Source organism: Streptomyces sp. NPDC056452, from assembly GCF_042796085.1.
Classification (GTDB): Bacteria; Actinomycetota; Actinomycetes; order Streptomycetales; family Streptomycetaceae; genus Streptomyces.
On record NZ_JBHTRI010000019.1, the window covers coordinates 79407 to 93346 of the forward strand.

Sequence of the window (13940 nt, forward strand, 5' to 3'; positions counted from 1 at the left end):
ACCCATGCGTCTCCTGCGTCCCCCACGTCTCCAACATCCGGAAGATTCCGTTCCGTTCACGTCAATTCGCGACGAACGGTGACGGAGTGCATGCGTTATGTGATGTGCTGGGGACCGGCGCTGACATCCGGCGCACCAGTGTGGTCCGGGGGATGAAGGAGGGGAGCGACATGGGGGCCGAGCAGATCCGGCGGTGGGAATCAGGTGCCCTCGCGCACGCGGTGAGCGACCCCTTCGGGCAGGGCCCGCTGCCGTGGCTCCGGGGCAGCGAGAACTACTTCGACGACACCGGCCAGGTCGTCCCCTGGTACGCCGATCCCGACCTGGGCCGTGGCGGTGCCGGTGGCGGCACGCGTACGGCCGACGATGTGCACCGCCAGATCAAGGGCTTCGTGTCACCCGGCGCCGCGGCACCCGGCGAAGCGATCGACTTCCACATCACCGTGGACCCGCCCCAGCAGTTCTCCGTCGACATCTACCGCATCGGCCACTACGCGGGCGACGGCGCCGCCAAGATCACCACGAGCCCGCGGCTGTCCGGCATCGTCCAGCCCGCCCCGCTCGCCGCAGACCGTACGGTCTCCTGCCACCACTGGTGGCTCTCCTGGCGTCTGCAGATCCCCAGTTACTGGTCGGTCGGCGCGTACGTCGCGGTCCTCACCACCGCCGACGGCTACCGCTCCCACATCCCCTTCACGGTCCGCGACGACCACCCCGCGGATCTGCTGCTCCTGCTCCCGGACATCACCTGGCAGGCGTACAACCTCTACCCGGAGGACGGCCGCACCGGCGCCAGCCTCTATCACGCCTGGGACGAACAGGGCCGGCTGCTGGGCGAGGAGGACGCCGCCGTCACGATCTCCTTCGACCGCCCCTACGCGGGCGCGGGACTGCCCCTGCACGTCGGCCATGCCTACGACTTCATCCGCTGGGCCGAGCGCTACGGCTACGACCTCGCGTACGCCGACGCCCGCGATCTGCACGCCGGCCGTGTCGACACCAGCCGCTACCGCGGCCTGGTCTTCCCCGGCCACGACGAGTACTGGTCGGTGCCGATGCGCCGTACCGCGGAGCGTGCCCGCGACACCGGCACCTCGCTCGTCTTCCTCTCCGCGAACACCATGTACTGGCAGGTCGGCCTCTCACCGTCCCCGTCGGGCGTTCCCGACCGCCTGCTGACCTGCCGCAAGCGCAGCGGGCCGGGCAAGTCCGCGCTGTGGCGCGAGGTCGACCGTGCTGAACAGCAGCTGCTCGGCATCCAGTACGCGGGCCGGGTCCCCGAAGCCCACCCCCTGGTCGTCCGCAACGCCGAGCACTGGCTCTGGGAGGCCACCGGAGCGGCCGAGGGCGACGAGATCGACGGGCTGGTCGCCGGCGAGGCCGACCGCTACTTCCCGCGTACGTCGCTGCCGGAGCACGAGAACCGCATACTGCTCGCGCACTCCCCCTACCGGGACGGCGACGGGGCCACGCGGCATCAGGAGACCTCGCTGTACCGGGCCCCGTCCGGCGCGCTGGTCTTCGCGTCGGGCACCTTCGCCTGGTCACCGGCGCTGGACCGCCCGGGCCATGTCGACACCCGCATCCAGCGGGCCACGGCCAACCTGCTCGACCGGATCTGCAAGCGCGACTGAGCGGCCTCCCGCCCGCGCCACCGACCGAGGCGGACCCGTGGCGTCGTGGCCCGTCCGCATGCGGGACAATCGGAGCGACTCCTGGATCAACCTACGCGGAGGCAGCGTGTCCGGTTTCGTAGAAAAGCCCGAGCCCGTGCAGGTGCCGGGGCTCACCCACCTGCACACCGGCAAGGTGCGCGACCTGTACCGGAACGAGGCGGGCGACCTCGTCATGGTCGCCAGCGACCGTATGTCCGCGTACGACTGGGTCCTGCCCACCGAGATCCCGGACAAGGGGCGGGTGCTCACCCAGCTGTCGCTGTGGTGGTTCGACCAGTTCGCCGATCTCGTGCCGAACCACGTCCTGTCCTCGGAGCTCCCCGCCGGAGCTCCCGCCGACTGGGCGGGCCGCACGCTGATCTGCAGGTCGCTGCGGATGGTCCCGGTCGAGTGCGTCGCCCGTGGCTATCTGACGGGGTCCGGACTGATCGAGTACAACGCGACGCGTACGGTCTGCGGGCTCGCGCTTCCCGAGGGCCTCGTCGACGGCTCCGAACTCCCGGCGCCGATCTTCACGCCCGCCACCAAGGCCGCGGTCGGGGACCACGACGAGAACGTGTCGTACGAGGAGGTCGTCGGCGAGGTCGGTGCCGAGACGGCTGCCGCGCTGCGCCAGACGACGCTCGCCGTGTACGGCCGTGCACGGGACATCGCGCGTGAGCGCGGGATCATCCTCGCCGACACGAAGTTCGAGTTCGGCTTCGCGCCCACCGCGGACGGCGGCGAGGAGCTGATCATCGCGGACGAGGTGCTGACCCCGGACTCCTCGCGCTTCTGGCCCGCCGCGACCTGGAAGCCGGGCAAGGCGCAGCCCTCGTACGACAAGCAGTTCGTGCGTGACTGGCTGACCTCGGCGGCTTCCGGCTGGGACCGCCACAGTGAGCAGCCGCCGCCCGCGCTGCCGCAGGCGATCGTCGACGCGACCCGGGCGAAGTACCTGGACGCGTACGAGCTCCTGACCGGCACCCGCTGGTCGTAACAGCAGAAGGCCCCGGTCACGAGGACCGGGGCCTTCTTGCATGGAGCGAACGACGAGGTTCGAACTCGCGACCTCAACCTTGGCAAGGTTGCGCTCTACCAGCTGAGCTACGTTCGCATGCGCCGAAGCGCGCTGCTAACTATACCCAACCCCGCTCCCGTGCGAGACGCACTGCCGTATGACGGTTCTCGGCACCGACTTTGGACGCGGCCGAGGACAGGTAGTTGCGGACGGTCCCCTGGGACAGCGACGCCCGCTCCGCGATCTCCGCGACCGGCGCACCGTCCGCCGCGAGTTCCAGCACCTCGGCCTCGCGCGCGGTCAGCGGGGAGTCCCCCGCGGAGATCGCGTCGGCGGCCAACTCGGGGTCCACATAGCGGTTTCCCGCGTGCACCGTACGAATGATCTCGGCCAGCCGACGGGCACTGACCGTCTTCGGAACGAAGGCGCGGACGCCTGCCGCGAGTGCCCGCTTCAGGTGCCCGGGTCTGCCGTGGCTCGTCACGATCATGGTGCGGCAGCCGGGCAGTCCGGTGCGCAGGGATGTGGCGACCTTCACACCGTCCGCGCCCGGCATCTCCAGGTCCAGGACCGCGACGTCCGGCCGGTGCGCCATGGCCATCGCGAGCGCCTCGGGTCCGGTCGCCGCCTCGGCGACCAGGAGGATGTCGTCCTCGAGGGCGAGCAGTGCGGCGAGTGCGCCGCGGATCAGGTGCTCGTCCTCGGCCAGCAGGACCCGGATGGGGGCCGGTGGTTGTCCGGGCATCACGCGGCCACCTCATCCGGACCGGAGGAGCCGGCGGGGGCACAGGAGCCCCGGTCGTGGTCCGTACGCGGAGCGGGCAGGGGCACCCGCGCGGTCAGCCGGAAGCAGCCGTCGCCCGGGGTCGGGCCCGCTTCCAGCGTCCCGCCGTGGGCGGCGAGCCTCTCCTGCAGGCCCACCAGGCCGGAGCCGGCCGCCGAACCGGCCGCGGTCCGGGGCGGCAACGGTCGGGAGCCGGTGCTCGTACCGGCCCCGGTCCGGTCCTCGTCCGCACCTTCGCCCGGGACGCCTGCCGGCTCGGGCACGCCGTCGTTCTGCACCGTCAGCACCACCTCTCCCTGTCGAGGAGGCCGCGGGCCTCCCGGCGACCCGCTCCCCCCGGACGGCTCCGTCGTGGCGAGCCGGATCGTGCACCGCCGGGGATCGCCGTGCCGCAGCACGTTCGTCGTCGCCTCCCGTACCACCCACCCCAGTGCGGACTGGAGGTCCGGCGGGAGGGGCATCGGACCGTCGTCGAGCCCATGGACCACGCAGTCGATCCCCGCGGCCTTCAGCACGCCCAGCGCCCCCTCCAGTTCGACACGCAGGTCCGCCTCCCGGTAGCCGCGTACGACGTCGCGGACCTCGCGCTGCGACTCCTGGGCGATCCGCTGCACCTCGGCCATCTGCGAGACGGCCTCCGGCCTTCCGCGCTCGGCCAGTTGGACCGCCAGCTCGCTCTTCAGGGCCATCACGGCGAGATTGCGCCCCATCACATCGTGCATGTCCCGCCCGAACCGAAGCCGTTCCTCCGCGACCGCGAGGCGGGTCCGGAGTTCGTGCGAGGCGTCCAGTTCCCGGACGACGCCGACGAGCCAGGCCGAGAAGACGTACGTGAGGGCGAGCAGCGAACCGGCGGCGGCGACCCCGACGAAGTTCAGCCAGGTCTGCCGCAGGCCCAGCCCCAGCACGGCCGTGGCGACGGCTGTCGCTGTCGGGGCGGCGAGCACCGTGTACACGCGCGCTTTTGTCGTCCGCAGACCGAGCACCAGCGTCGCCACGCCGAAGGCGGGGATTCCCATCAGCAGCAGCCCGAAGTCGTCCTCCTTGGTGATCGCCCCGGTGTCGAGCAGCAGGAGAAGGGCCAGGACGCCCGCACCGGACAGCGCGGCGGTGGCCGCCATCAGCGGTACGGGACGCTCCCTGCGGCCCAGCCGCCAGTCGAGGGCCCTGGAGGAGAGGACGGCACACACCACCGAATGCGCGAGCAGGAGCAGGAACAGCCACGCACCCGCGGGCTGCCGTTCGGCGAACAGCTGCGGAAAGGCGAGCGCACCGGCTTCGGCGCCGGCCATCGCGTGGAACGTGAAGCGCGTGTAGAGCTCGACCTTCGCGGTGTCGGTCCTGGCGGACCGCAGCGCCCGCCGTCCGAACAGCCGTGCCCACAGTGGGTCCCCGCCCGCCTTCTCCCTGGTCATGGTGCTCCCGTCCTCGTGTTTAGCTGCCTGTGTCCCGCTGTCCGGCGGCCTGCTCATCGTCGTGGGTCCCAGCGGAACCAGCGCTGCACAGCAAACACCCCGCACACCGTCCAGGCCAGTGCGGTCAGCCCCGCCCCGAGCAGGTCGTAGCCCTCCCCGCCGCCGAGCCAGCCGGCCCGCAGGAGCGTCATCACACCTGTCATCGGAAGCAGTTCGCACAGCGAAGCGGCACGGTCCGGGAGGACCTCCAGCGGTACGAAGAGTCCGGAGCCCAGTATCGACACGAAGAACACCGGCAGCGTGGTGAGCTGGGCGGTCTGCACCGTGCGCGTCGTCGCGGACGTGACCGCCGCCAGCGCCGACAGAAGCAGCAGCCCCAGGAGCAGCCCCAGGACCAGCAGTCCGGGCCGCTGCGGTGCACCGAGGCCGAAGGCGAGCCCTCCCACGGCGATCATCAGGACGCACTGGATTAGGGCCAGCGACACCGCCGGGAGCGCCGTACCGGTGAGGATCTCGCGGTCGGAGACCTCCCCCGTGCGCAGCCGCTTCAGGACGAGTTCCTCGCGACGGGCGACGTAGGTGGCGACCAGGTTCATGTAGACGACCTGCAGCAGCACCATGCCGAGGCCCCCGGTCAGGGCCGCTCCGGCGACGGTCAGCCCGGTCCCGCCGAGGTCGATCCGGTCCAGCGAGGACTTCATCGCGAAGATCATCATCAGGGGCATCAGCAGGGCGACGAACACCGCCGTCCTGTTGCGTACGAGCAGGGTCAGTTCGGCTCGTCCGAGGGCGCCCAGCCGCCCCGTCGTCGTGGTGCCCGTCATGCCGCCGCCACCCTCTCCGTCCGTGCGTGCGTGTTCGCGATATCCAGGAACGCCTCTTCGAGCGAGGCGGAACGGGCATCGAGCCCGTGCAACCGCACGCCCGACTCCCGGGCCCAGAGCAGCAGTTCGTGGAGGGACTCCTGGAGGCCGTGGGTTCGGATGTCGATGCGCCGGCCGTCGGCCGCGGCCCGCAGCGTCAGCGGGAGCTGTGCCGCTGTCACCCCCTCGGGGAGCTCGAAGCGGATCCGTGCGGGACGCCCGGCCGTCACCTCGGCGATCGTCCCCGAGGCGACGATCCGCCCCTGGTGCATGATCGCCAGCCGGTCGGCGAGCGCCTCGGCCTCCTCCAGGTGGTGCGTGGTCAGCAGGACGGTCGTGCCGCCGTCCCGCAGCTCCCGCACCAGCCGCCAGGTGTCGCGCCGGCCCTCGGCGTCGAGCCCCGTCGTCGGCTCGTCCAGGAAGAGGACCTCCGGGCGTCCGAGCAGGGCCAGTGCCAGGTCGAGGCGGCGGCGTTCCCCGCCGGAGAGCTGCTTGACCCGGACGCCGGCCCGGTCACCGAGGCCCACCGTGCCCAGTACCTCGCGGGGCGAGCCGGCCCCGCTGGTGCAGCCCGCCCACATCCGCAGGGTCTCGGTGACCGTCAGGTCGGACGGGAAGCCACCCTCCTGGAGCATCACTCCGGTCCGGGGCCGTACGGCCGCGCGCTCGCCGTACGGATCGTGGCCGAGTACGCGCACGGTGCCGCTGTCCGGGCGGGCCAGTCCCTCCAGCAGCTCGACGGTGGAGGTCTTGCCCGCGCCGTTGGTCCCGAGCAGGGCGAACAGCTCGCCCCGCGCCACGGAGAAGGAGATCCCGCTCACGGCCTCGAAGCCGCCGGCGTAACACCGCCGGACCTCGCGCGCTTCGACGGCCGCGCCGGGGAGGAGAAAGTCGTCGCTGGTCATGACCCAAGACTTCCGCCGGATCCGGGCGGTGAGCAGTGCGCGCTGTCATCACTGCTCATGACAAACGTCATGGGTCGATAAGGGGTACGACAAAGGCCCCGGTCGATATCGACCGGGGCCTTTGAACAAGAGCGGACGACCAGGTTCGAACTGGCGACCTCAACCTTGGCAAGGTTGCGCTCTACCAACTGAGCTACGTCCGCATTGCTACCACTCGGCTTTCACCGGTGGAGCGGTCACTACTGTACCTGATCCACAGGAGTGGTCCGGCAAGGCAGTGAAGAGCGGGTGACAGGAATTGCACACTGCGCCTTCCCCCTGGAAGGGGGATGTTCTACTACTGAACTACACCCGCACGCTGCGTGAGGCCCGGCCTTTCGGCCTTGCCCTTCGGCGTGCTTCAGACTCTAGCCGACCTGCAGGGGTGTTGTGCAAGTCGGCTCCCCGGGGTGTTCCGCCGGGGAGCCGGGGAGATCGTTCCGGAACGGGATGTTCCGGAAGAACCTCTCAACTGGCGGCCTGGAACGCCTCGTAGACCTTCTTGGGGATCCGGCCGCGGGCCGGCACCTCCATCCGGTGCGAGCGGGCCCAGGCGCGCACGGCCGCCGGGTCGGGCGCGAGGGACGTGTGGTGGTACGACACCGGGGTCTTGCCGTGCTTACTGGCATTTGTCTGCTTTCGGCCGGCCGTCATGTACGGGGCCAGCGCCTTCCGCAGCTTTTTTGCGTTGACGGGATTGAGGTCGATCTCGTACGACTTCCCGTCCAGGGCGAAGGTGACCGTTTCCGCCGCTTCTCCCCCGTCGATGTCGTCGGAGAGCGTGACCACTACGCGCTGAGCCACGGATATCGGTCCTTTCCTACGGCATCGGCGCGTCTGACATGCGCTGATGCCGGGCCTTCCGGCTGCTAGGCGGATGCGGATCGACTGGTGTCGACTGTTCCGGGGCAATGGTGCTTTCCCCCGTAATCATTTGTACAGCGGTGGGAGCAGCATTGTGAAGCCCAGCCAATTACATCCGCGTGTCCACGTGCAATCCGGGTGAAGATTTTTTCCCAGGACTTTCCCTGCATGTTGTCGCGGCCGATATCTCGGCGTGATCTGGCCGTCCGATATCTACCCGCGTAGAATTTCTGGCCAGGTACGCTGAGTGGACCCGCGGGGATCTGGGGAACCCCTCGGAGACACAGCCGCACCACACCACCGGGAGTGCCAGTGGCACGCGTCGTAGTCGACGTCATGCTCAAGCCGGAGATCCTCGACCCGCAGGGACAGGCTGTGCAGCGCGCACTGCCCCGTCTCGGCTTCGAAGGAATCGCGGACGTACGTCAGGGAAAGCGTTTCGAGCTCGAGGTGGAGGGGCCGGTCGACGATGCCGCCCTCGCCCGCATTAACGAGATGGCCGAGACCTTCCTCGCCAACACCGTCATCGAGGACTTCACCGTCAAGATCGAGGCGGACGAGAAGGCCGAGGAGCCGAAGTGACTGCTCGTATCGGAGTCGTCACTTTCCCCGGCACGCTCGATGACCGGGACAGCCTGCGGGCCGTCCGGATCGCGGGCGCCGAACCCGTTTCGCTCTGGCACCGCGACAAGGACCTCCACCAGGTCGACGCGGTCATCCTGGCGGGCGGATTCAGTTACGGCGACTATCTGCGGGCGGGAGCCATCTCGCGCTTCTCGCCGGTGATGGAGACCGTCATCGAGCAGGCGAAGGCCGGCATGCCGGTCCTCGGTATCTGCAACGGCTTCCAGATCCTGACCGAGGCGCACCTGCTGCCCGGCGCGATGCTGCGCAACAACCACCTCCACTTCATCTGCCGCGACCAGAAGCTGCGGGTGGAGAACGCGGAGACCGCCTGGACATCGGACTACACCGTCGGCCAGGAGATCTCCGTACCCCTGAAGAACGTGGACGGCCGGTACACCGCCGACGAGCACACGCTCGACGAGCTGGAGGCCGAGGGCCGCGTCGCGTTCCGCTACGCCGACCTGAACCCGAACGGCTCGCTGCGCGACATCGCCGGCATCACCAACGCCGCGGGCAATGTCGTCGGTCTGATGCCGCACCCGGAGCACGCCGTGGAGCCGCTGATCGGCACCGGCGGCACCGACGGCCTCGGTTTCTTCACCTCGATCATCAAGAAGCTGGTCAACGCATGAGCCTGGACACGGTCAAGCACGCGGCCGAAACCCCGGACGCCGAGCAGCCCTGGAAGGAGCTCGGCCTCAAGGAGGACGAGTACGCCCGGATCCGCGAGATCCTGGACCGCCGTCCCACCGGCGCCGAGCTCGCCATGTACTCCGTGATGTGGTCCGAGCACTGCTCCTACAAGAGCAGCAAGGTGCACCTCAAGCAGTTCGGCGAGAAGGTCCCCGAGAACGACGCGATGCTCGTCGGCATCGGCGAGAACGCCGGTGTGGTCGACGTCGGTCAGGGCTACGCGGTCACCTTCAAGGTCGAGTCGCACAACCACCCCTCGTACATCGAGCCCTACCAGGGCGCGGCCACCGGCGTCGGCGGCATCGTCCGCGACATCCTCGCCATGGGCGCCCGTCCGATCGCGGTCGTCGACCCGCTGCGCTTCGGTGCGGCCGACCACCCCGACACCCGGCGCGTCCTGCCGGGCATCGTCGCGGGCATCGGCGGCTACGGGAACTGTCTCGGCCTGCCGAACATCGGCGGCGAGGTCGTCTTCGACGCCTGCTACCAGGGCAACCCGCTCGTCAACGCCGGCTGCATCGGCGTGATGAAGCACGAGGACATCCACCTGGCCCAGGCCTCCGGCCCCGGTAACAAGGTGATCCTTTACGGCGCCCGCACCGGCGGTGACGGCATCGGCGGCGTCTCCGTGCTCGCTTCGGAGACCTTCGACGACACCAAGCCCACGAAGCGGCCCGCCGTCCAGGTCGGCGACCCGTTCCAGGAGAAGCTCCTCATCGAGTGCACCCTGGAGATCTTCAAGGAGAAGCTCGTCGCGGGCATCCAGGACCTCGGCGGCGCCGGGCTCTCCTGCGCCACGAGCGAGCTGGCCTCCGCGGGCTCCGGCGGTATGCGCGTCGAGCTGGACACCGTGCCGCTGCGCGACTCCTCCCTCTCGCCCGAGGAAATCCTCATGAGCGAGTCGCAGGAGCGCATGTGCGCGATCGTCGAGCCGCAGCACGTGGACCGCTTCATGGAGATCTGCGAGAAGTGGGACGTCATCGCCACCGTCATCGGTGAGGTGACCGAGGGCTCGCAGCTGGAGATCTTCTGGCACGGCGAGCAGATCGTGGACGTACCGCCGCGGTCCGTGGCCCACGAGGGTCCGACGTACCACCGGCCGTTCGCCCGCCCCTCCTGGCAGGACGCGCTGCAGGCGGACGACGCCGGCAAGCTGGCCCGTCCGGCGAACGGTGCGGAGCTGCGGGAGCAGGTCCTCAAGCTGGTCGGCTCCCCGAACCAGGCCTCCAAGTCCTGGATCACGGACCAGTACGACCGCTTCGTGCAGGGCAACACCGTGCTCGCGATGCCCGAGGACGCCGGCATGGTCCGGATCGACGAGGAGTCGAACCTGGGCGTGGCCATGGCGACCGACGGCAACGGCCGGTACGCGAAGCTCGACCCCTACACGGGCGCACAGCTCGCGCTGGCGGAGTCGTACCGCAACGTCGCCGCGTCCGGTGCCAAGCCGCTCGCCATCTCGGACTGCCTGAACTTCGGTTCCCCCGAGGACCCGGACGTCATGTGGCAGTTCGCCGAGGCCACCCGTGGTCTCGCGGACGGCTGCCTGGAGCTGGGCACCCCGGTCACCGGCGGCAACGTGTCGCTGTACAACCAGACCGGTGAGACGGCGATCCACCCGACGCCGGTCGTGGCCGTGCTCGGTGTGATCGACGATGTCACCCGGCGCACGCCGGTCGCCTTCGCCGAAGAGGGCCAGCTGCTCTACCTGCTGGGCGACACGGCCGAGGAGTTCGGCGGCTCGGCCTGGTCCGAGGTCATCCACCAGCACCTCGGCGGCATGCCGCCCAAGGTCGACCTGGGCCGCGAGAAGCTGCTCGGCGAGATCCTGATCTCGGCCTCCCGCGACGGCATGATCGACGCGGCGCACGACCTCTCCGACGGCGGTCTGATCCAGGCGGTCACCGAGTCCTGCCTGCGCGGCGGGAAGGGTGCCCGGCTGGTCGTGCCGGACGGTCTGGACGCGTTCACCTTCCTGTTCTCGGAGTCGGCGGGGCGCGCGGTCGTCTCGATTCCGCGCAGCGAGGAGCTCCGGTTCAACGACATGTGCGGTGCGCGGGGTCTGCCCGTGGCCCGGATCGGTGTCGTGGACGGCGAGGAGATCGAGGTCCAGGGCGAGTTCAGCATTTCGCTGAGCGAGCTGCGTACGGCGCACGAGGGGACCCTGGAGGGTCTGTTCGCCTGAGTTCCGCCTGTACCGAAGCCCCCGTCCGGGTCGACCGGACGGGGGCTTCGGTGTTCCCGCCCGATACCTGTTGATGATTATTACGTAATTACGTAAGGTGTGTGTTGTGGAGCTTGAGGAGCGTGTCGCCGAGCTGGAGCGCCGACTGGCGGCGCTGGAGCAGGCGGCGGACAGCGGCGGGACGCCGAGCCTGGGCGACGGCGACTTCTGGGCGCTGGCCGGGCTGAAGGACCAGCTCGGCCGACTCGGGGACGCCGCCGCCGACGGCGGGGTGCTGTTCACGGGCGCGGTACGGCTGCCGGCCGGTGAGCGGTACGAGTGGCAGTTCGGCGCACTCACCGCAGGGCTCCTGGGTTCGGACGAGGACCGCCCCGACTGGGCGGAAGCCGCCGAACCGCTGGCCGCGCTCGGCCATCCGGTACGGCTGCGGCTGCTCCGGGAGATCCTCGGCGGCCGGCGTACCGCCGCCGAGCTGGCCGAGCTGGACGAGACAGGCACGACCGGTCAGATCTACCACCACCTGCGCCTGCTGACCGGCGCGGGCTGGCTGCACACGACGGGACGCGGGCGCTACGAGGTGCCGGCGGCCCGGGTGGTGCCGCTGCTGGTGGTCCTCACGGCCGCCCGGCCCTGACCGGCACCCGCACCACACCTGATGAGGGGAAGCGTCATGCCCGTTCGAAAAGCCGTCATGATCCTCTACCGCTGCTGCTGGATCGTCTTCATCGCCCTGGTGCTCGTGAGCGTCCTCGCGGATCCGCTCGTCCCCTACGGGCTGACGTTCGTGCCCGCGGGCCTGGCGATCGTCATCGGTCTCACCGTGGGCCGCCGCAGCCGTACGGACCTGGCGAAGGCGGGGCCGCCGGTGGAGGTCGGTCCGCCGGTGACGGGCCGCTGGACCGCGCTCAACAGCCCGGCGGACAAGGTGCCGAGCCACGGCACGCACGGCTACGGGCAGACGTACGCGATCGACATCGTCGCCGAACCGGAGGGTGACGGCGTCCCCGTACGCCCGCCGTTCCGGTGGCTGTGGCCCGTCGTCCGCCGCAACGAGGACTTCCCCGCGTTCGGCGCCCCGCTGCTCGCGGTGGCGGACGGCACCGTCGTGCACGCGAGCGACGGGCAGCGCGACCACCTCAGCCGGAACTCCGGCCCGGCGCTCGCCTACCTGATGCTGGTCGAGGCGTCCGTGCGCGACATGGCCGGCGCGGGCAGGATCGTCGGCAACCACATCGTGCTCGACCTCGGCGACGGTACGTACGCCGTGTACGCCCATCTCCGGCGCGGCTCGCTCCAGGTGAGGGCGGGGGACACCGTACGGGAGGGACAGCGGCTGGCCCTGTGCGGGAATTCGGGCAACTCCACCGAACCGCATGTGCACTTCCAGCTGATGGACCACCCGGACCTCGATGTGGGCCGTGGGGTTCCCTTCACCTGGCGGGGCCTGGGCATCCCGGCCAACGGCGAGGCGTTCGTCGCCGACGAGGCTGTCAGCAGCGGCTGATAGCTTGGCGATCGTTACACGGTGTGATGTTCGGGGGGACGACGGTGGACGATCGAGGAACTGCACAACAGGACGGCACCGCAAGGGAATGGCCCGACCGCGGGCCCTGGGGCAACTCCTTCAACAAGCTGCTGTGCGTGCTCGCCGTCGCCGGCATCGGGCTCAGTGTCTGGGCCTTCGCCCTGGAGCTCATCGACCTCCGCGACCGGTCCGAGAGCCGTGAACGCATCACAGCGGCGTGCGGCGGCCTCATCGACCCCGACCCCGTCCTCGGGCTCAACGGCGGCGGTGTCAACCGGGTCGAGCTCTCCGACGAACACGAGGCCGACACCGACGAGCGGTCCAGCGGCTGTCTCGTCTACCGCGTCGGCGATCCGGGGACGACGTACGGGCACTTCTCGCTGGCCCTCGTCCGGCACGCGGCGGACCCGGACGCCGAGGAGACCGAGGAGGACGAGACCGAGATCGACCAGGAGTCCGACCGTCCCTTCCGCTCCCCGTACACGGACGACGAGCCGGCCGTCGTGGTGCGCCACGCGCTCCCCCACCCGCTCGGAGACGGCCGGCTGGGCGACTACGACGAATACAAGGTGACGGCCCGGGCTTTGTGCGAGAAGGGGGGTGCGGTCTCCTCCATAGAGGCGACCGCCGTCGCCCAGTACGACGAGCCCGTCACGTCCGAGGACCGCCGCACGCTCGCCGGCCTGGCGCGTCAGGCGGCGGACCGGGCTGCCGGGCGGACGGGGTGCAAGGCGGAACTCCCGGAGCTTCCCGCCACACTGGCCGAGCCGAAGCTGGAGCTCGGCGCCCCGGCGAGCACGGGCGGCACCTGCGCCTGGTACCGGCGCTTCCTGACCACGGAGGGCCGGGGACAGCTCCCCGACCGGGCGCTCGCCGCTCCTGCGGGCAGGGCCAGCGACCACGACGCCTGCGTGCTCGCGGTCGGGGAGAAGGAGACCCGAAGGATCTTCCCCGGTTACGCGAAGACCGCGGAGCACCCCCAGAGACTTCAGGACGTGCTCAAGTACTCCCCCTGGTGGGTGAAGACCGAGACGTACGTCGGCGACGGGACGCGGGGACTCCTGAGCAACGAGACTCTCGGGCCGGCCGAGCTCGCCCCGGGTACCGCGGGAACGGACTCCAGCGGCATCTGGTGGGCGTCCTCCGTCTGCGGGGGCCGGCCCGCCGTGCACGTGATGTGGCTGGCCTATCCGTACGACCGAATAGTCGCCGACCGGCTGGAAGCACTGTTCCGTGCATACGTCGACGACGCGGCCGAACGCCGTGGCTGCACCGGCGTCACCTTCCCCGAGAAGGCCGACTTCGCCGGGAGTTGAGCGAAGGGGGACCAGCCGGCGTTGTCTCAGGCGCCGGTTAGTCTCGCT

At 70.1% G+C, this 13940-nt stretch carries 13 protein-coding genes and 3 tRNA genes; 8 read left to right on the forward strand and 8 right to left on the reverse strand.

All coding sequences use genetic code 11. The features are described from left to right. The first annotated feature begins 170 nt into the window (after window positions 1-170). Both ACFQ6X_RS19855 and ACFQ6X_RS19860 read left to right on the forward strand, forming a co-directional pair. The gene (locus tag ACFQ6X_RS19855; RefSeq protein ID WP_383183138.1) at window positions 171-1634 is read left to right on the forward strand and encodes a N,N-dimethylformamidase beta subunit family domain-containing protein; all 1464 of its coding nucleotides are present in this window, start codon (window positions 171-173) and stop codon (window positions 1632-1634) included. Between the two features lie 106 nt (window positions 1635-1740). Then, window positions 1741-2655 (forward strand): phosphoribosylaminoimidazolesuccinocarboxamide synthase, encoded by a 915-nt coding sequence (locus ACFQ6X_RS19860; protein ID WP_383183140.1) that lies wholly within the window; start codon window positions 1741-1743, stop codon window positions 2653-2655. A 41-nt stretch (window positions 2656-2696) separates the two neighbouring features. Here ACFQ6X_RS19860 and ACFQ6X_RS19865 read toward each other — a convergent pair. The 8 genes from ACFQ6X_RS19865 to ACFQ6X_RS19900 all read right to left on the reverse strand — a co-directional run bounded on the left by ACFQ6X_RS19865 (window position 2697) and on the right by ACFQ6X_RS19900 (window position 7486). Further along, window positions 2697-2772 (reverse strand) — tRNA-Gly (locus tag ACFQ6X_RS19865). Between the two features lie 22 nt (window positions 2773-2794). Beyond that, the gene (locus tag ACFQ6X_RS19870; RefSeq protein ID WP_383183142.1) at window positions 2795-3421 is read right to left on the reverse strand and encodes a response regulator; all 627 of its coding nucleotides are present in this window, start codon (window positions 3419-3421) and stop codon (window positions 2795-2797) included. After that, window positions 3421-4875, reverse strand: a complete 1455-nt coding sequence (locus tag ACFQ6X_RS19875) for a sensor histidine kinase (RefSeq protein ID WP_383183144.1) — start codon at window positions 4873-4875, stop codon at window positions 3421-3423. Before ACFQ6X_RS19875 ends, ACFQ6X_RS19870 begins: the two co-directional genes overlap by 1 nt. A gap of 53 nt (window positions 4876-4928) precedes the next feature. Then, window positions 4929-5699, reverse strand: a complete 771-nt coding sequence (locus ACFQ6X_RS19880) for an ABC transporter permease (RefSeq protein WP_383183146.1) — start codon at window positions 5697-5699, stop codon at window positions 4929-4931. After that, window positions 5696-6643, reverse strand: coding sequence for an ABC transporter ATP-binding protein (locus tag ACFQ6X_RS19885; protein WP_383183148.1), 948 nt, complete (start codon window positions 6641-6643; stop codon window positions 5696-5698). The genes ACFQ6X_RS19880 and ACFQ6X_RS19885 overlap by 4 nt, the downstream gene beginning before the upstream one ends. Before the next feature lie 130 nt (window positions 6644-6773). Continuing rightward, window positions 6774-6846: transfer RNA gene (locus ACFQ6X_RS19890), tRNA-Gly, on the reverse strand. Window positions 6847-6926: 80 nt separating this feature from the next. Then, window positions 6927-6998: transfer RNA gene (locus ACFQ6X_RS19895), tRNA-Gly, on the reverse strand. Between the two features lie 152 nt (window positions 6999-7150). Continuing rightward, window positions 7151-7486 (reverse strand): Lsr2 family protein, encoded by a 336-nt coding sequence (locus ACFQ6X_RS19900; protein WP_329208851.1) that lies wholly within the window; start codon window positions 7484-7486, stop codon window positions 7151-7153. A 372-nt stretch (window positions 7487-7858) separates the two neighbouring features. On the opposite strand from ACFQ6X_RS19900, the gene purS reads away from it, so the two are divergent. The 6 genes from purS (at window position 7859) to ACFQ6X_RS19930 (ending at window position 13892) form a co-directional block, all read left to right on the forward strand. Beyond that, entirely contained in the window at window positions 7859-8128 is a 270-nt protein-coding gene (gene purS, locus ACFQ6X_RS19905; RefSeq protein ID WP_329208849.1) for a phosphoribosylformylglycinamidine synthase subunit PurS, read from the forward strand. Then, complete coding sequence (purQ, locus tag ACFQ6X_RS19910) at window positions 8125-8805, forward strand: phosphoribosylformylglycinamidine synthase subunit PurQ (protein ID WP_329208847.1); 681 nt, start codon at window positions 8125-8127, stop codon at window positions 8803-8805. The genes purS and purQ overlap by 4 nt, the downstream gene beginning before the upstream one ends. Further along, a complete protein-coding gene (gene purL / locus ACFQ6X_RS19915) occupies window positions 8802-11051 on the forward strand; it encodes a phosphoribosylformylglycinamidine synthase subunit PurL (protein WP_383183151.1) in 2250 nt (749 codons plus the stop codon). Before purQ ends, purL begins: the two co-directional genes overlap by 4 nt. A gap of 106 nt (window positions 11052-11157) precedes the next feature. Continuing rightward, window positions 11158-11685: an ArsR/SmtB family transcription factor gene (locus ACFQ6X_RS19920; protein WP_383183153.1), complete on the forward strand. Its 528-nt coding sequence runs from the start codon at window positions 11158-11160 to the stop codon at window positions 11683-11685. Window positions 11686-11721: 36 nt separating this feature from the next. Continuing rightward, entirely contained in the window at window positions 11722-12555 is an 834-nt protein-coding gene (locus tag ACFQ6X_RS19925; RefSeq protein ID WP_383183155.1) for a M23 family metallopeptidase, read from the forward strand. Between the two features lie 44 nt (window positions 12556-12599). Beyond that, a complete protein-coding gene (locus tag ACFQ6X_RS19930) occupies window positions 12600-13892 on the forward strand; it encodes a hypothetical protein (RefSeq protein WP_383183157.1) in 1293 nt (430 codons plus the stop codon). The last annotated feature ends 48 nt before the right edge of the window (window positions 13893-13940 follow it).